Origin of the sequence: Pseudomonas sp. P129 (genome assembly GCF_020312195.1) — a bacterium.
GTDB lineage: Bacteria > Pseudomonadota > Gammaproteobacteria > Pseudomonadales > Pseudomonadaceae > Aquipseudomonas > Aquipseudomonas fragariae.
In genome coordinates this window covers 539168-557191 of sequence record NZ_JAGPYS010000002.1, presented here as the reverse complement: position 1 = coordinate 557191, position 18024 = coordinate 539168, and the positions used below count along the sequence as shown (strand labels likewise).

The window sequence follows — 18024 nt, the reverse complement described above, 5'->3', positions numbered from 1 at the left end:
TCCTGCGCCTGAACACCCAACCTGCCTGAGGATCACGTCGTGACCGATTATCAAAGTTTCCGGGTCGATCTGGCCGACAGCATTGCTCACGTACAAATCAACCGGCCCGAAAAACTCAACGCAATGAACGAGTCGTTCTGGACGGAGATAATCGCCATTTTCGACTGGATAGAGCGTACCGACGAGGTGCGCGTCGTGATTCTCAGCGGGGCAGGCAAGCATTTTTCGTCAGGCATCGATCTGGCGCTGCTGGCCTCGGTCGCCAGCCAGATGGGCAAGGATGCCGGGCGTAATGCCCGCCTGTTGCGGCGCAAGATCCGTGACATGCAGGCTTCGTTCACTGCCGTGGACAATTGCCGGAAACCGGTTCTCGCTGCCATTCACGGCTATTGCCTGGGCGGTGCCATCGACCTGATTTCTGCGTGTGACATGCGTTACGCGGCCGCCGACGCGCAGTTCGCCATTCGCGAGATCGACATGGGCATGGCCGCTGATGTCGGCACGCTGCAACGGCTGCCAAGGATCATCGGTGATGGTGTGTTGCGCGAACTGGCCTACACCGGGCGTACCGTCGGCGCTGAAGAGGCGCAACGCATCGGGCTGGTCAATCGCACCTTCGATGACGCGGACGGTCTGTTGCAGGGTGTCCTGGCGGTGGCTCGGGAAATAGCCGGAAAATCGCCCATCGCCATCGAAGGCACCAAGCAAATGATCAGCTACATGCGTGATCACAGAGTGGCAGACGGTCTCGAACACGTTGCCATCTGGAACGCAGCCATGCTGCAATCACCTGACCTGAAGCTGGCGATGGCTGCGCAGATGAGCAAGCACAAGCCAGTCTTTGATAATTGATACATGACAAGGCTCGAGTTTGAGCGAAGGAGTTTCTAATGTCGCGCCCGGAGCGTTGGACAACTGCAGTTCTGGATGTCGAGGCCCCTGGCGGTTTGGCTGTGGTTCAGGGGGATCAGGGTTTTTTGCTGGACGCCAATGGGGTGATGTTCCCCAGGGGCTGGTTAGCCGGGCAGGACCTGCCGGTGCAGAGCGAGCACGGCATCGGTTATTTCGAGGGTGAGCCTGTCTACTTGCTGGTGCTTGAGCGCTCGGTTGCCGTTGAGGGCTGCGCCTGGCAAGGCTTGCGTCAGTTCATGCTGGAAGGCGATTTCGCTGTCTTCCAGATGCTCGGCTACGCCGCGCAGGTCAGCACATGGGCCAGGGAACACCGTTTCTGCGGTGCCTGCGGTCGTGCGACGGTGCAGATTCGCGGAGAGCGGGCGATGTTCTGCGAACATGACAACCTGCGGCTGTACCCGCGTATTTCGCCGAGCATGATTGTGCTGGTTACCCGCGGCGATGAAATCCTGCTGGCCCGCTCACCGCGGTTTGTCACCGGCATGTACAGCGCACTGGCCGGGTTCGTGGAGCCGGGTGAGTCTGCTGAAGACTGCGTACACCGCGAGGTGATGGAAGAGGTGCAGGTGCGCATCAAGAACCTCAAGTACCGGGGCAGCCAGTGCTGGCCGTTCCCGCACTCGATGATGCTCGGGTTTCATGCCGAATACGAAAGCGGCGAAATCGTGCCCCAGGCAGAAGAAATCGAAGACGCACGCTGGTTTCATGTCGATGACCTGCCGCCGTTACCGGCCAATCGGTCGATTGCCCGTTACCTTATCGAGGCGTATCTGGCCGAGCGGTCAGGCGCCCCCGAACCAGTGCTGCCAGGCTAGGCGTACGGTCAGGCCCAGCACCACAGTGATGAACACCGGGCGGATGAATTTGGCTCCGCCCTTGATCGCGGTGCCTGCACCGAAGTAGGCACCGAGCATTACCGCAAGGCCCATGCTCAGGCCGATGATGTAATCCACCTGGCCCGAGAAGATGAACACCGACAATGCCACGGCATTGCTGACGAAGTTCATGCTGCGTGCGACGCCGCTGGCCTTGACCAGGTCTACTGGATAGAGCAGCAGGGTGCTGACGGTCCAGAAGGCACCGGTGCCCGGACCGGCAACACCGTCGTAGAAGCCTAGGCCCAGCCCCTGTGGCAACTGCCATTTCTTCCTGATCGGCGCGTTGCTGTCCAAGGGCGCCTTGGGCGTGCCGCCAAACAACAAGTACAGCCCGCAACCGAACACAATCACCGGCAACATCTGGTTCAGCCACTCGGCTGGCAGGTAATGGGCGATCACCGCACCCAGTGCAGCGCCGACGGCGGTGCCGACCACTGCATGCAGCCATTGGCGTGGATCAAACAGCTTGCGACGGTAGAACGTGAAACTGGCCGTCGCTGAACCAAAGGTCGAACTGAGCTTGTTGGTGCCCAGCACCAGATGCGGCGGCAGGCCGGCGGTCATCAGCGCAGGAGTGGTCAGCAGTCCGCCGCCGCCGGCGATGGCGTCTATGAATCCCGCTATGAAGGCAACCACGGCAAGAATGGCGAGGGTGGTCAGGTCGACGCTGAGTTCAAAGGGCATGGTGGCAGAGGGCTTATGGCGAGGGCGGCAAAGGGGCAGAATGACTGCCCGAACGTGGCGCATTCTACCCTTTGTACAACGTTTGCAGGAAGTCAGATGTCGGTGAGCGCGACCCAGCGCTGCTCGGCTGCGGCCACGCGAATGGCCGTCGCCAGGCGTTCGATTTGCCACGCTTCCTCGAAGTCCGGGCCACGGCTGCGCTGACCACAGACGGCCTGGATGAGCGCTTGTACTTCGAGCGCCTTGAGCTCGTTGTAGCCCAGCTGGTGGCCGGGAGCCGGGCAGAATACGGCGTAACCCGGTTGTGCGGGGCCGGCCAGCAGTCGCTGAAAACCATCGCGTCCGGCTGCGCCTGTACGGTAGAGGCGCAGCTCGTTGAGCCGCTCCTGATCGAACGCCAACGTGCCTTTGGTGCCGCTGATCTCGAAACTCAGGTGGTTTTTATAGCCGTGTTTGAGCCAGCTGCTGCTGAAGGTTCCGCGCGCACCGTTGGCAAAGCGCAGCAGCGCGTGGGTCTGGTCGTCCACCGCAATGGCGCGCAGTTGCTGGCTGCCGATGCTCGCCGGGCGTTCACGGTGTACGGTGCTGGCATCGGCGCAGACTGCTTCGATGTCGCCCAGCAAATGACGCGCCATCGCCAGCAAGTGGCTGCCCAGATCGGCCAGTGCACCGCCGGCCTGCGCCGCTTCACAGCGCCACGACCAGGGTGACGCCGGATCGCCCATGAAATCCTCGCTGAACTCGCCCTGAAAGCTGACGATTTCGCCCAGTTCGCCGGCTTCGATCATTTCCCTGGCGAGTCCGATCATCGGGTTGTGCTGGTAGTTGTAGCCCACCTGGGTAACGACACCCGCAGCCTTGGCGCTGCGGCGCATTTCATCGGCCTCGGCGAGATTCACGGCCAGCGGTTTTTCGCAATACACCGCCTTGCCTGCGGCGATGGCAGCCATGGCCATGGGGAAGTGCAGGTGATTGGGGGTGGTAATGGCCACGATCTGTACGTGCGGATCATCGATCAATTGCTGCCAGTCAGCGTGGCTGCGGTCGAACCCCCAGGCGCTTGCGCATTGCTCGGCGCGTGCACTGTCGGCGTCCGCCAGCGCGCAGAGCCGGATGCGTGCGGGCAGATCAAGCGCAGCGTTGGCGTTGCCGAACGCCAACGCATGGGCACGGCCCATGAAGCCGGTGCCGATCAGTCCGATACCCAGTTGCGCAGGCGATGTGGAAAGTGATTCGCGCATGACATTCTCCAGACAGGATTGTTGTTATGCGGAAAATATATTCCATATATTTTAATAATGGAAAATTAATTCACTTTCTTTTTGCCAGTCCGGCGGCTCTTCAGGATAAAAAGCCCCCGTCGACGTTCAGCGCCACACCGGTGGTATAGCTGGAGGCTTCACTGGCCAGGTAAAGCACCGCGCCGGCCATCTCGCTGGGAGCGGCCACGCGTTTCAGCGGGATCTGGGACAGCGCCACATTGAGGATTGCGTCGTTCTTGACCAATGCGGATGCGAACCTGGTGTCAGTCAAGCCGGGAAGCAGGGCGTTGCAGCGAATACCGAATTCAGCGCACTCCTTGGCAAACACCTTGGTCATGTTGACCACGGCTGCCTTGGTCATCGAATAGACGCCTTGATAGGCACCCGGCGATACCGCGTTGATGGACGCCACGTTGATGATGCTGCCGCCACCGTTTTCGCGCATCAGCTTGCCGGCTTCCACGGACATGAAAAAGTAACCGCGAATGTTGACGTCGACTGTCTTCTGGAAGGCGCCGGGATCGGTGTCCAGCACGTTGCAGAACTGCGGGTTGGTGGCGGCGTTGTTGACCAGGACATCCAGGCGCCCGAACTGTTGGCGAATCTGCGCGAATGCACTGTTTATCTGTTCCAGCTCACCGATGTGGCAGGCAATGGCTGTTGCCTTGCCACCCTCGTTGACGATGGCGTCCGCCACTGCCTGGCAACCCTCGAGCCGGCGACTCGAGACGATAACGTGCGCGCCTTGCTGGGCCAGCAGCCGAGCAATGGCTTCACCGATGCCTCGGCTGGCACCTGAAACGAATGCAACCTTGCCATCAAGGTCGAATAGCTGGGTTCTGGACATGTCATTTCCTTGTCTTGCCGCTGGCGGTCAGAGGCTGGTTTTTTCGATCACGCGCAGGCTCATTTGCTCCAGCAGCCTGTTCATGTGAATGAATTGGGCAAAGCGTTTGTCCTGGGTCTGGCCGTGAAAAAACCGGTAGTAGATCTGTTGCACGATACCGGCCAGACGGAACAGGCCATAGGTGTAGTAGAAATCGAAATTGTCTATGCGCACGCCTGCGCGCTCGGCGTAATAGTCGACAAAAGCCTGGCGGGTCAGCATTCCCGGCGCATTGCTTGGCTGGCGGCGCATCAGTTGCACCGGGGCTGGATCGTCGGCCTGTATCCAGTAGGCGAGGGTGTTGCCCAGGTCCATGAGCGGATCGCCGAGCGTGGTCAGCTCCCAGTCCAGTACGCCGATGATGTGCATCGGGTTGGCCGGGTCGAGGATCACATTGTCGAAACGGTAGTCGTTATGCACGATGCTCGAGGTCGGCGAGTCGGCAGGCATTTTGTCTGCCAGCCAGCGCTTGACCTGCTCCCACGCCGGAGCGTCCGGGGTCAGCGCTTTCTCGTAGCGCTCGGACCAACCGGAAATCTGCCGCTGTACGTAGCCCTGCGGCTTGCCGAGGTCACCCAGACCACAGGCCTGATAATCGACACGATGCAGGTCTACCATTTTGTCGATGAAGTTTTTGCACAGCTGTTCGGTCTGTGTTGCATCCAGCGCCAGTTCCGGCGGCAGGTCAGAGCGCAGAATGATCCCCTTGACGCGCTGCATCACGTAGAACTCGGAGCCGATCAGTGATTCGTCCGTGCAGTGCAGATAAGCCTCCGGGCAGTAGGGAAAGGCTTCCTTGAGCTGATTGAGAATGCGGTACTCGCGGCCCATGTCATGGGCCGAACGCGCCTTGTGTCCGAAGGGGGGACGACGCAGTACCAGTTCCCGCTCAGGGTACTGAAGCAGGTAGGTCAGGTTCGATGCGCCGCCCGGAAACTGACTGATCGTCGGCGTGCCGTGAAGCTCCGGCACGTGCGCCTTCAGGTACGCGTCGATCAGGGAGGCGTCCAGTTCTTCGCCGCTGCGAATCTCGGTGGACTGGTCAGTCAGTGCCATACGTATCCCTTTTGCTTATTATGGTCAGCGCAAACTATTGACTAATCTAATGATCGTCCAATCCGCGATCAAGCGCAGGACCGCTTTATAGGCTAGCGTGTTGCCGGGCAATCAGTGGCTCTGATCGCTTTTTTATACAAAGGTGCGCATAAAAAAACCGAAGCCGGCAGGGCTTCGGTTTTCAGGTAGTGCAGTCTGCCGTGTGCGGCAGGTTTATACCGGGAACAGTTCGCTGAGCTTCATGGCCAGCATCATGTCGCCTTCGGCACGCAGCTTGCCACCCATGAACGCCTGCATGCCATCGGTCTCGCCGCTGACGATACCCTTGAGGGTCTGGCTGTCCATGACCAGCGTCACGTTGGCGTCCGGGTTTTCGCCTTCCTGCAGTTCGCAGGTGCTGTCCTTGACGATCAGTGCGTAGTGCTTGTCTTCGTCGGTGATGTTGAAGCCGAAGACCAGGTCCAGACCGGCAGCAGCAGCTGGGTTGAACTTGTTTTTCATGGTCTGTACGGCGTCTGCTACTGAGGTCATGTGGTGATCCTTTTAGAGTAAGTGCCAGCGTCCGACAGGACGCGATTGGCCGGGCTCAACGATAGGTGATGAGCTCCGGCGCCTTCAGCAGTTGCAAATGTGTGTAACCGTTGAAGGAAGCCAGGGTCACGTCGGTGCCTTTGAATTTAAGCTGGTGCAACGACGTATTGACGATGTGCCAGTGAAGCTCCAGTGCCTTTGATGCAGGCATTCCGGTAATCAGATGCAGCAGCGCGGTAATGGTGCCGCCGGAGGTGAATACCGCGATCCGCTCATGCGGGCCGGCAGCCTGGAGAATCCGCTGCAGGCCTGCCTCGACGCGCGCCACGAACGCCTGCCAGCTTTGCAGCCCCGGCGTATCGTGGTTGCCGCTCAGCCAGCGCCCGGTAATCAGGTTGAACAGGCGCTGGAACCCTGCAGGATTTGCCGCTGCATCGCGCAGTATATCCAGCGCTTGCGGTTCGTCTTCGAGCATGGCCGGTATCAATGCCCTGATCACGCCTTCGGCATCGAATTCATCGAAAGCGCTGTCCAGTTGCACCTCAGGCGTATCGAGGCCTGCTTCGCTGTACTGACCCAGTACATGCCGGGCGGTGTCTTTCTGGCGCATGAGCTCACCGGACACGCAGCGATCAAAGCTCAGCCCCTGCTCGGCAAGGTGGGCACCCAGCACTTGAGACTGACGAATCCCCACGGGCGACAGCACGTCGTAATTGTCGGCACCAAATGAGGCCTGGCCATGTCGTATCAGGTAGATGCTGCCCACGTCCGTTTCTTCTCGGTACGCCGAAGGTTCACCGAGGTTATGAGGGATGCCGGGGGACTGTCAATGAAAAAACATACGCTCGTTTGAAATCATCGTTTTAATGGTTTGTAACGGGTCATTGACTGGTGCGCGGCAAAGGGCGTCGGTATGCTGCATTCAGCACAGCCCTTGATTGGTAAGGGCCTGACACTCATGAGGGATATTCGTGGATTTCGTTGTCGATTACGCAAGTTTTCTGGCCAAGACCGTGACGCTGGTGATCGCCATCGTTGTGGTACTGGTTGCCATTGCGTCCATGCGTGGCAAGGGCCGTCGCAAGTCGTCCGGACAATTGCAGGTCACCCGGCTCAATGATTTCTATAAGGGCCTGCGCGAACGGCTTGAGCAGTCATTGCTCGACAAGGAGCACCTCAAGACGCTGCGCAAAGAGCAGGGCAAGGCACTGAAGAAAGAGAAAAAGCACGCCGAGCCCAAGGCTCGTGTCTACGTGCTGGATTTCGACGGGGACATCAAGGCCTCGGCCACTGAAAGCATGCGCCATGAAATCACCGCGCTGCTGACCCTGGCCACCGACAAGGATGAAGTGGTGCTGCGTCTGGAAAGCGGCGGCGGCATGGTTCACAGCTACGGCCTGGCGTCTTCGCAACTGGCGCGTATTCGTCAGGCGGGTATCCCGCTGACCGTATGCATCGACAAGGTCGCTGCCAGTGGTGGTTACATGATGGCGTGCATCGGCAACAAGATCATCAGCGCACCGTTCGCCATCCTCGGATCCATTGGCGTGGTGGCACAGCTGCCCAACGTCAATCGCCTGTTGAAAAAGCACGACATCGATTTCGAAGTGCTGACCGCAGGTGAATACAAGCGCACCCTGACCGTGTTTGGCGAAAACACCGAAAAGGGCCGCGAGAAATTCCAGCAGGACCTGGACATCACTCACGACCTGTTCAAGAACTTCGTTGCCAGCTACCGCCCGCAATTGTCCATCGACGAAGTGGCGACGGGTGAGGTATGGCTGGGCATGGCGGCGGTCGACAAGCTGCTGGTCGATGAACTCAAGACCAGTGACGAGTACCTGGCCGAGCGGGCCAGGAATGCAGACGTGTTCCACCTGCACTACGTGCAGCGCAAGAGCCTGCAAGAGCGCATGGGCATGGCGGCTGCCACCTCAGCGGATCAACTGGCCACCAAGTGGTGGGGACGTTTGACCCAGCAGCGGTTCTGGTAGTAGGTGTAGGTGAAAAGCTGACTTGAGTCGAACCCCAAGTCAGCTGAGTGTTACGGAACCGCCGCGTGACGCAGAGCGTCACGAACTGCATTCCCGCGCGGAGCATGGGAACGATAGTCATCAGTTCCGAGCCGTGCCTTTAGCCAAATCCCGGGACGCCTGAATCAGCGGCGTCGGAACAGCGGCAGCGGCTCGTCGGTCGCGGCCTGGTAGGTGACCGAGAAGTCCTTCAGACCTTCCAGTGCCTCGTACGGATCCTTGTCGGCACGCACCGCAAATGCGTCGAAGCCACAACGGTGCATGTAGAACAACTGATCGCGCAACACGTCGCCGATGGCACGCAATTCACCCTTGTAGCCATAACGATCACGCAACAGGCGCGCATTCGAGAAGCTTCGGCCATCAGTGAAGGCCGGAAAATTCAGAGCGATGACCTGAAACTGGTGGACATCCTCGCCGATTTCCTCGGCTTCCTCATCGCTGTCCAGCCACACACCCAGACCGCCATCGCGTGCCTTCAGCGCGTGCGCGTGTTCGCGCCACAGCGCCAGCGGCACGATCAGGTCGTCGCAGTTCGACAGGCTGTCAAAGGTCGTGTCCTTGGGCAGCAGATGCCAGGTTTCATCGATGACTTCGTTGTTCTTAATGATTCGCTGCATAGACGCGCTCCTTGAAAGGGTCAATGCCAATACGTTGGTAGGTGTCGATGAAGCGCTCGTCTTCGGTACGTTTTTCAACGTAGACGTCGATCAGCTTCTCGATCACGTCCGGCATCGCCTCCTGGGCAAAGGAGGGGCCGAGAATCTTGCCCAGGCTCGCATCACGGCTGGCGCTGCCGCCGAGCGAGACCTGATAGAACTCTTCACCTTTCTTGTCCACGCCCAGCACGCCGATATGGCCGACATGGTGGTGGCCGCAGGCATTCATGCAGCCGGAGATATTAAGGTCCAGCTCGCCGATATCGAACAGGTAGTCAAGATCGTCGAAACGACGCTGGATGGATTCGGCGATCGGGATCGACTTGGCATTGGCCAGCGAGCAGAAGTCACCGCCCGGGCAGCAGATGATGTCGGTCAGAAGGCCGATGTTCGGCGTGGCGAAACCATTGTCGCGCAGCTCGTTCCACAGGGTGAACAGCTCTCTCTGCTCGACATCGGCAAGGATGATGTTCTGCTCGTGGGAGGTGCGCAGTTGACCGAAGCTGTAGCGATCGGCCAGGTCGGCGATGGCGTCCAGTTGCTTGTCGGTCACATCGCCAGGAGCGACGCCGGTTGGCTTGAGCGACAGGGTCACGGCAATGTAGCCAGGCTTCTTGTGCGCCAGCACATTGCGTTGACGCCAGCGAGCGAAGCCGGGGTGTTGAGCATCCAGCGCTGCCAGTTCGGCGTGCTGATCGCTGAGCGCCTTGTATTGCGGGTCGACGAAGTGCCGGGACACGCGCTGCACTTCGGCTTCGGTCAGGGTGGTCTGACCGCCACGCAGGTGAGCCATTTCAGCCTCGACCTTGGCGGCAAACACTTCAGGGGTCAGCGCCTTGACCAGAATCTTGATGCGCGCCTTGTACTTGTTGTCGCGACGGCCATAGCGGTTGTAGACCCGCAGGATGGCGTCGAGGTAGCTCAGCAGGTCCTGCCACGGCAGAAACTCGTTGATGAAGGCACCGACGACCGGTGTACGGCCAAGACCGCCACCGACCAGAACGCGGAAGCCCAGCTCGCCGGCTTCGTTGCGCAATGGCTCGAGGCCGATGTCATGCACTTCGATGGCTGCGCGGTCACTGGTCGAGCCATTGATCGCGATCTTGAACTTGCGCGGCAGGTAAGCGAATTCAGGGTGGAACGTGGTCCATTGACGGACGATCTCGCACCATGGGCGCGGGTCTACCAGTTCGTCCGCCGCCACACCGGCAAACTGGTCGGTGGTGACGTTGCGCAGGCAGTTGCCGCTGGTCTGGATAGCGTGCATCTGCACGGTTGCCAGTTCAGCGAGAATATCAGGGACATCTTCAAGCGCAGGCCAGTTGAACTGTACGTTCTGGCGGGTGCTGATGTGCGCGTAGCCTTTATCGTAGTCGCGCGCAATTTTCGCCATCATGCGCGCCTGACGCGAGGTCAGCTGACCGTAGGGCACGGCGACGCGCAACATTGGCGCGAAGCGCTGAACATAAAGACCGTTTTGCAGGCGCAACGGTCGAAACTCTTCTTCGCTCAGTTCCCCGACCAGGTAGCGTCGGGTCTGATCCCGGAACTGCTTGACGCGGTCCTCGATGATCTTCTGATCGTAATCGTCGTATACGTACATATAGGTCCTGTTCTCAGGCTTCGTCATGAAGCAGGGCAGTGGCGTCAGTCTGAAAAAAGCCCGCTGCTCGATGTTTCCTGCTTCATCTGGTCAATTCTGCGCGCACGGCCGCGCACTCCCCGGGGAGCGAAGGCGACGATAGCAGTTTGCAGTTATCGATAAAAGTGATGTTTATATATATGCAAATCACTAAAAGCGATAAGCAAAAAGACCACTGTTCATATCCCTGCTTGCCGTGTGGGCAAGACTCGACTTAACTGCATGTTGACCGATGCTGAACAGGTGTCGGGATACTCCCATTCATGTGCAATCACCCACAAGACCGACAAGAGGCGATGCGATGAGCAAGCACCCGAAAGTAACCAAGCCGGGCAGATCCGTCGATACCTGGGCCATTTTATTCATTGTCATTCTGGCAGTAGGCGCCGCGATGTTCTGGGCCAGCAGCCAGTGACCGGCTGATAAAGAATCTGCCGAAAGTCTGCAGAACCTTGCTGCCGCAGCCGATAACTCGCTTTTGGCGATAAATCCCTGCTGCTTCAAGGTTCGTTGATATGAAGGCGTTATATGCTGGCTGGCTGGTACTGTGCAGTTGTCTGTGGGTCGGGGAGACACAGGCTGCCTCGGTGGTATTCCTGAGCCCCGGCGCAGAATCAGACGGTTATTGGCTGAGTTACTCCCGGGTCATGCAGACGGCTGCCGACACCACCGGCATGTCGCTGAAAATACTCTATACCGAGCGCGACACTCGCAAGTTGCTCGATCTGGCGCGAGCGACGCTGCAAGGGGACGAGCGCCCGGATTACCTGTTGTTCTCCAACGAGCTGAATATCGCCCCTGAAGTGCTGCGTATGTCCGTGGGCAGTGGGGTAAAGCTGTTTGCCGTCAACAATACGCTGAACGCGGACCAGATTCGGATTCTCGGTGACCTGCCATCGCGTTATCCGGACTTCATCGGCAGCCTGGTGGGTAACGATGAGGAGGGCGGTTATCTGACGGCAAAACGGCTTATCAGTCTCGCGGCGCCTGGCGCGGATGGTCAGGTCATCGACATGCTGGCGTTTTCCGGGACCAACACCACGCCGGTTTCCCTGCTGCGTGAAAAAGGCATGCTGCGTGCCCTGTCGGAGCATCCAGAGGTGCATCTACGGCAGATTGCGCTGGGTGGCTGGCGACGCGATCGCGTGCTCGAGCAGGCTCGCGTGCTGTTCAAGCGCTACCCGCAGACACGCCTGGTGTGGGCTGCCAACGAGCAGATGGCGTTTGGTGCAATGGAGGCATTGCGTGAGCAGGGCGGCAAGCCGGGGCAGGACGTGTTGTTCAGCGCCATCAACGGCACGTCACTTTCACTGCAGGCTCAGCTCAATGGCAGTCTGAGCGTGGTGGCGTCAGGGCATTTCACCCTGGGCGGATGGGCGATCATTCTCTTGCACCGCTATGACACGGCCCAACGCCAGGCCCGGCAACAGATCGGCGCACGCATCATCGATGTGGTTCACGTCGTCGAGCCGCAGGATGCGCAACGTTTTCTGGATGCAGCCAGCAAAGAACGTTACCGGTTCGATATCCAGGCATTCAATGTGGAGGCTTCTGGCGATGCGTCGCCATTTTCGCTGAAAGGCATGTTGCCGCCTGATCACTCAGGCGGCAGATGACCGGTCAGGCGTTACTCGTCGTAGCCCAGGTTCGGTGCCAGCCAGCGTTCGGTGACGCTCAGGTCCTGACCCTTGCGAGCGGTGTAGCTTTCGACCTGATCCTTGTCGATCTTGCCCACGGCGAAGTACTGCGCCTGGGGATGGGCGAAATACCAGCCGCTGACCGCTGCAGCCGGGAACATCGCGTAGTGCTCGGTGAGGAACACGCCGCTCTTGCCTGCCGTGTGCTCGGCGCTGCCTTCCGGTAGCGGATCGAGCAGGGCGAACAGGGTGCCCTTTTCCGTGTGATCGGGGCACGCCGGGTAGCCCGGCGCCGGGCGGATGCCCATGTATTGCTCCTTGATCAGCGCTTCGTTGTCCAGCGCTTCGTCCTGCGCATAACCCCAGTATTCCTTGCGCACCTGCTGGTGCAGCCATTCGGCGCAGGCTTCGGCGAGACGGTCGGCAAGCGCCTTGACCATGATCGAGTTGTAGTCGTCGCCTTTGTCCTGATAAGCCTTGGCGACTTCCTCGGCGCCGATGCCGGCTGTGGTGATGAACCCGCCGATGTAGTCGGTCAGGCCACTGTCCTTTGGTGCAACGAAGTCGGCCAGCGAGAAGTTCGGCTTGCCGTCGGGCTTGATGGTCTGCTGGCGCAGGTGATGCAGCTTCGCCAACGGCTTGCCGTCATCGTCATAGACTTCCAGATCGTCGTCATTGACCTGATTGGCTGGCCAGAAGCCGAAGACCGCGCGGGCGCTGATCAGCTTCTCGTCGATCAGCTTGCGCAGCATCTGCGTGGCGTCGGCGTACAGAGCGGTGGCCGCTTCACCGACCACTTCGTCGGTGAGGATGCGCGGGTACTTGCCAGCCAGGTCCCAGGAAATGAAGAACGGCGTCCAGTCGATGTACTCGGCCAGCACGTTCAGGTCGATATCCTGCAGGACCCGGGTGCCGGTGAACGTCGGTTGGGCCGGGGTGTAGTTTTCCCAGTCGAACTGCGGCTTTTTAGCCACTGCAGCGCCGTAACTCAGGCGCTCGGTACGCGCGCTGCGTGCCGAGGTGCGTTCACGTACTTCGACGTATTCCAGGCGGGTCTTTTCAATGAAGGCCGGCTTCAGCTCTTTCGACAGTAACTGGGTCGCGACGCCGACTGCTCGGGAAGCATCGGTGACGTAGATCACGGCATCATTGCTGTATTTGGGTTCGATCTTCACCGCCGTGTGCGCCTTGGAGGTGGTCGCGCCGCCGATCATCAGCGGCAGGTGAAAGTCCTGGCGCTGCATTTCCCGGGCGACATGCACCATTTCGTCCAGTGACGGCGTGATCAGGCCGGAGAGGCCGATGATGTCGCATTTCTCGTCGCGGGCCACTTGCAGGATTTTCTCGGCAGGCACCATTACGCCCAGATCGACGATGTCGTAGCCGTTACAGCCCAGTACCACGCCGACAATGTTCTTGCCGATGTCATGCACGTCGCCCTTGACCGTCGCCATCAGGATCTTGCCCTTGGCTTCGGGCTTGTCGCCCTTTTCCAGTTCGATGAACGGAATCAGGTGCGCCACGGCCTGTTTCATCACGCGCGCGGACTTGACCACCTGGGGCAGGAACATCTTGCCTGCACCAAACAGGTCGCCGACCACGTTCATGCCCGCCATCAGCGGGCCTTCGATCACTTCGATAGGCCGCGCGAACCCCACGCGCGACTCTTCGGTGTCCTGCACGATATGGGTGGTAATACCCTTGACCAGCGCGTGCTCCAGACGCTGATTGACCGGCCAGCTGCGCCATTCTTCGGTTTCGGCTTCCTTGACGCTGCCATCCCCCTTGAACTTGTCGGCAATCGCCAGCAGTGCATCGGTGCCCTCGGGGTTGCGGTTGAGCACCACGTCTTCGACACAGTCGCGCAGTTCGGCGGGGATCTGGTCGTAGATTTCCAGCTGCCCGGCGTTGACGATGCCCATGCTCAGGCCATTACGGATCGCATGCAGCAGGAACACCGAGTGGATCGCCTCGCGTACCGGGTTGTTGCCGCGGAACGAGAAAGATACGTTGGACACGCCACCCGAGGTCAGCGCATACGGCAGCTCGTCACGGATGTAGGCGCAGGCGTTGATGAAGTCCACGGCATAGTTGTTGTGTTCTTCGATACCGGTGGCGATGGCGAAAATGTTCGGATCGAAGATGATGTCTTCCGGCGGGAAGCCCACTTCGTCGACCAGAATGTCGTAGGAGCGCTTGCAGATTTCCTTCTTGCGCGCTTCGGTGTCGGCCTGACCCTGTTCATCGAAGGCCATGACCACCACCGCCGCGCCATAGCGCTTGCACAGGCGCGCGTGATGAATGAACTGCTCGACGCCTTCCTTCATGCTGATGGAGTTGACGATGCCCTTGCCCTGGATGCACTTGAGGCCGGCCTCGATCACTTCCCATTTCGAGGAGTCGATCATGATCGGTACGCGGGAGATGTCCGGCTCGCCTGCGATCAGGTTGAGGAAGGTCACCATGGCCTTCTTCGAGTCGAGCATCCCTTCGTCCATGTTGATATCGATCACCTGAGCGCCGGCTTCGACCTGCTGCAGGGCGACTTCGAGGGCTTCGGTGTAATTGTCTTCACGGATCAGGCGGGCGAAGCGGGCGGAGCCAGTGATATTGGTACGCTCGCCGACGTTGACGAACAGCGACTGGCGATCGATGGTGAACGGTTCGAGGCCCGACAGGCGGCAGGCCTTGGGGATGTCCGGAATTTCCCGCGGCGCGTAACCCGAAACCGCCTCGGCGATCGCCTTGATGTGCGCCGGTGTCGTACCGCAGCAGCCGCCGACGATGTTCAGGAAGCCGCTCTGGGCGAATTCTTCGATGATCTTCGCCGTCTGGCTCGGCAGTTCGTCGTATTCGCCAAATGCATTCGGCAAGCCGGCGTTGGGGTGCGCGGAGACATGGGTGTTGGCTTTATTGGCCAGCTCTTGCAGGTAAGGACGCAGTTCGCTGGCGCCCAGTGCGCAGTTCAGGCCGACCGAGATAGGTTTTGCATGGCTGATCGAGTTCCAGAACGCTTCGGTGGTCTGGCCGGACAGGGTGCGCCCGGATGCGTCGGTGATGGTCCCGGAAATCATGATCGGCAGCTCAAAGCCGACTTCTTCGAATACACCCTGTACGGCAAAGATCGCCGCCTTGGCGTTGAGCGTGTCGAAAATGGTCTCGATGAGGATCAGGTCGGCGCCGCCTTCGATCAGCCCCTTGGTCGCTTCGGTGTAGTTCTCGACCAGTTCGTCAAAGGTCACATTGCGATAGCCGGGGTTATTGACGTCCGGCGACAGCGAGCAGGTGCGACTGGTGGGGCCCAGCACACCGGCCACGAAGCGCGGCCTGTCCGGGGTTTCCAGTGTCTTGGCGTCTGCGACCTTGCGCGCCAGGCGCGCGCCTTCGACGTTCAGCTCGTAAACGATCGATTCCATGCCGTAGTCGGCCTGGGACACCTGGGTGGCGTTGAATGTGTTGGTTTCGAGGATGTCGGCGCCAGCATCCAGATAAGCCTTCTCAATAGCGCCGATCACATCAGGGCGGGTCAGGATCAACAGGTCATTGTTGCCTTTGACATCGCTGGGCCAGTCGGCAAAGCGCTTGCCGCGGTAATCCTGTTCTTCGAGCCTGTAGCTCTGGATCATGGTGCCCATGCCGCCATCGAGGATCAGGATCCTCTGTTTCAGAGCAGTGAGAAAAGCTTGATGGCGGGCGCTGCGGTCAGACATGGGGGCTACCTTGAAAAGGTCGATTCTTTAAAGAACGGGATGATAGCAAACCGGAACGGTTTTAGTGTTGTTGCGCCTTTTGCATGAAAATCATTCATGTTGGAGGCGAGGGTGCCTTTGTAGCGTTGTACTACCTAGCCTTCGGCACATTGGGAGTCGCTACGTTCAGGAAACTGAACCACGCGAAGCGGGTGTGCTGGACATGAATCGCTACGAAAACCTCTGAAAAACGGGGGCTTCACGTCGCAGGCCCTTGTGCAACATGGCCTGCGGCCATCTTTGCTTCCTGAACGAAATGTATCTCGCGCGATCTTTTTTTCAAAAAGGTGGTCCGAAATGGTGCGCGTCATAGACCGGTCTATCCAACGGTCCATGATTGAAAGTCAGGTAGTTGAGGTTTTTTGTGATGTTGATTTCAGTTCAGGCCCTACGGGCGTTCGCAGCGTGGGTCGTGGTGTGTCATCACTTCATGCAGATTTTTTTCGATTTCAAGGCCAGCGGTCCGGTGGGGCAGTTCTTTGGGTCAAAGGGCGCGGTCGGTGTGGATATCTTCTTCGTCATCAGCGGCCTGGTTATCTTTTTATCCACGCAGAACAGTGACATGCCAGCACGGCGTTTCATTCTGCATCGCCTGATTCGCATCGTTCCGGCCTATTGGCTATACACCGCCGCCATGGGGTTGCTGCTGCTGATTGCAGCACCGATGCTCCCGCACCAGGTGATCGGCTGGCAGAATTTCCTCTTGTCACTGGTGTTCATTCCTTCCGAGAATCCCGGGGGCTATGGTCTCTACCCGACACTCAACGTTGGCTGGACGCTGAACTACGAGATGTTCTTCTACCTGCTGTTTTCGATGGTATTCCTCTTTCAACAGCGCCACCGGCCGTTGATCATTGCCGCAGCGCTGTTTGCGGTCAGTGAGGTTCTGGCCCGCGCCGGGCTGATCAGCCGCTTCTATGGCAACGACATCATTTACGAATTCCTGTTGGGTATCGGTATCGGCATTCTCTATCGCCGGGGCTGGATCAAACAGGCGCTATGGCTGCCGCTGGCAGGCATAGCGGTCGGGCTGTATGCGATCAATAACCTGAGCAACGAACAGCGCCTGCTCAACTGGGGCCTGCCGAGTGCCTTGATCGTGCTGTCGTGCATTTCGCTGGAGCCTTATTTTCAAGGCAATCGCTTGCTAAAGGTGCTGGGTGACTGCTCGTATTCGGTGTACCTGCTGCACGTTCTGGTGCTGTACGGCGGCTTGCTGATGGCGCAGCGCTTTGGCCTCAATCCCTATGTGGTCTTCGCCTTCTGCGTGCCGATCATCGCCATCGGTGCGTGGGTCAGTTATGAGTGGATCGAGAAAGGCCTCTACCGCCGGATGAAAGCCTGGCTGGATGCGCGCCGGGCGGTCAGTCAGGCGCAGGCATTAACCTGACAAAAATACTGGGACTTTGTGTGAAGCGGCCGATTGGCGTAAACTGCACGCACGTCTGCGAGGAATTTTCATGACCGCTATCACTATTACCGATGCCGCCCACGATTATCTGGCCGATCTGCTGGAAAAGCAGAATACCCCGGGCATTGGCATCCGCGTATTTATCACCCAGCCCGGCACTCAGTACGCCGAAACCTGCATTGCCTACTGCAAGCCGGGTGAAGAAAAACCGGAAGACAAGGCCATCGGCCTGAAGAGCTTCACGGCCTGGATCGACGGCTTCAGCGAGGCTTTTCTCGATGATGCAGTGGTCGACTACGCCACCGACCGGATGGGCGGCCAGCTGACTATCAAGGCGCCGAACGCCAAAGTGCCAATGGTCAATGCCGACAGCCCGATCAACGAGCGCATCAATTACTACCTGCAAACCGAGATCAATCCGGGCCTCGCCAGCCATGGCGGTCAGGTCACGCTGATCGATGTGGTCGAGGAAGAGACGAAGAACATCGCCGTGCTGCAGTTCGGCGGTGGTTGCCAGGGCTGTGGCCAGGCCGATGTCACGCTGAAGGAAGGTATCGAGCGCACTCTGCTCGAGCGTATTCCCGAGTTGTCGGGCGTTCGCGATGTTACCGACCATACGCAGAAAGAAAACGCCTACTACTAAGCGTCTCTTTTTTGCAAGGAATTTGCTGCACGAAAGTTGCT

The 18024-nt window shown here is 59.2% G+C and carries 15 protein-coding genes; 6 read left to right on the top strand and 9 right to left on the bottom strand.

Translation table 11 applies throughout. The annotated features are described in order from the left end of the window. The first annotated feature begins 39 nt into the window (after positions 1 to 39). Both KBY02_RS07615 and nudC read left to right on the top strand, forming a co-directional pair. Positions 40 to 852 carry a crotonase/enoyl-CoA hydratase family protein gene (locus tag KBY02_RS07615; RefSeq protein ID WP_032653566.1) on the top strand — a complete coding sequence of 271 codons (813 nt, stop codon included), beginning with the start codon at positions 40 to 42 and terminating at the stop codon, positions 850 to 852. 38 nt (positions 853 to 890) lie between these two features. After that, positions 891 to 1727: an NAD(+) diphosphatase gene (nudC, locus tag KBY02_RS07610; RefSeq protein ID WP_024638799.1), complete on the top strand. Its 837-nt coding sequence runs from the start codon at positions 891 to 893 to the stop codon at positions 1725 to 1727. On the opposite strand, the gene KBY02_RS07605 is transcribed toward nudC, so the two are convergent. From KBY02_RS07605 to KBY02_RS07580, 6 genes are all read right to left on the bottom strand, one after another. Next, positions 1695 to 2474, bottom strand: coding sequence for a TSUP family transporter (locus tag KBY02_RS07605; RefSeq protein WP_003402798.1), 780 nt, complete (start codon positions 2472 to 2474; stop codon positions 1695 to 1697). The genes nudC and KBY02_RS07605 overlap by 33 nt on opposite strands. Positions 2475 to 2566: 92 nt before the next feature. Continuing rightward, complete coding sequence (locus KBY02_RS07600; protein ID WP_225650114.1) at positions 2567 to 3715, bottom strand: Gfo/Idh/MocA family protein; 1149 nt, start codon at positions 3713 to 3715, stop codon at positions 2567 to 2569. A gap of 100 nt (positions 3716 to 3815) precedes the next feature. Then, positions 3816 to 4583, bottom strand: a complete 768-nt coding sequence (locus tag KBY02_RS07595; RefSeq protein WP_225650112.1) for an SDR family oxidoreductase — start codon at positions 4581 to 4583, stop codon at positions 3816 to 3818. A 27-nt stretch (positions 4584 to 4610) separates the two neighbouring features. Continuing rightward, on the bottom strand, positions 4611 to 5678 hold the full coding sequence (locus tag KBY02_RS07590) for a phosphotransferase family protein (protein WP_011267697.1): 1068 nt from the start codon (positions 5676 to 5678) through the stop codon (positions 4611 to 4613). Positions 5679 to 5891: 213 nt separating this feature from the next. Next, positions 5892 to 6209 carry an SCP2 sterol-binding domain-containing protein gene (locus KBY02_RS07585; protein WP_003348992.1) on the bottom strand — a complete coding sequence of 106 codons (318 nt, stop codon included), beginning with the start codon at positions 6207 to 6209 and terminating at the stop codon, positions 5892 to 5894. Between the two features lie 55 nt (positions 6210 to 6264). Next, a complete protein-coding gene (locus KBY02_RS07580) occupies positions 6265 to 6975 on the bottom strand; it encodes a histidine phosphatase family protein (protein WP_225650110.1) in 711 nt (236 codons plus the stop codon). 205 nt (positions 6976 to 7180) lie between these two features. Between KBY02_RS07580 and sohB the strand changes: the two genes are divergently transcribed. Then, the gene (gene sohB, locus KBY02_RS07575; protein WP_003402788.1) at positions 7181 to 8203 is read left to right on the top strand and encodes a protease SohB; all 1023 of its coding nucleotides are present in this window, start codon (positions 7181 to 7183) and stop codon (positions 8201 to 8203) included. Positions 8204 to 8367: 164 nt separating this feature from the next. Here the strand turns inward: sohB and KBY02_RS07570 are convergent, their stop codons facing one another. Continuing rightward, positions 8368 to 8862 (bottom strand): DUF934 domain-containing protein, encoded by a 495-nt coding sequence (locus tag KBY02_RS07570; protein ID WP_003402787.1) that lies wholly within the window; start codon positions 8860 to 8862, stop codon positions 8368 to 8370. Beyond that, the gene (locus tag KBY02_RS07565) at positions 8846 to 10504 is read right to left on the bottom strand and encodes a nitrite/sulfite reductase (protein ID WP_024638794.1); all 1659 of its coding nucleotides are present in this window, start codon (positions 10502 to 10504) and stop codon (positions 8846 to 8848) included. Before KBY02_RS07565 ends, KBY02_RS07570 begins: the two co-directional genes overlap by 17 nt. A gap of 554 nt (positions 10505 to 11058) precedes the next feature. On the opposite strand from KBY02_RS07565, the gene KBY02_RS07560 reads away from it, so the two are divergent. Further along, positions 11059 to 12159 carry an ABC transporter substrate-binding protein gene (locus tag KBY02_RS07560; protein WP_024641284.1) on the top strand — a complete coding sequence of 367 codons (1101 nt, stop codon included), beginning with the start codon at positions 11059 to 11061 and terminating at the stop codon, positions 12157 to 12159. Positions 12160 to 12170: 11 nt separating this feature from the next. On the opposite strand, the gene metH is transcribed toward KBY02_RS07560, so the two are convergent. Then, complete coding sequence (metH, locus tag KBY02_RS07555; protein WP_011267702.1) at positions 12171 to 15890, bottom strand: methionine synthase; 3720 nt, start codon at positions 15888 to 15890, stop codon at positions 12171 to 12173. A gap of 406 nt (positions 15891 to 16296) precedes the next feature. Between metH and KBY02_RS07550 the strand changes: the two genes are divergently transcribed. Next, positions 16297 to 17319 (top strand): acyltransferase family protein, encoded by a 1023-nt coding sequence (locus KBY02_RS07550; protein ID WP_024651450.1) that lies wholly within the window; start codon positions 16297 to 16299, stop codon positions 17317 to 17319. A gap of 70 nt (positions 17320 to 17389) precedes the next feature. Beyond that, complete coding sequence (gene nfuA, locus KBY02_RS07545; RefSeq protein WP_011267703.1) at positions 17390 to 17983, top strand: Fe-S biogenesis protein NfuA; 594 nt, start codon at positions 17390 to 17392, stop codon at positions 17981 to 17983. Positions 17984 to 18024 lie beyond the last annotated feature (41 nt).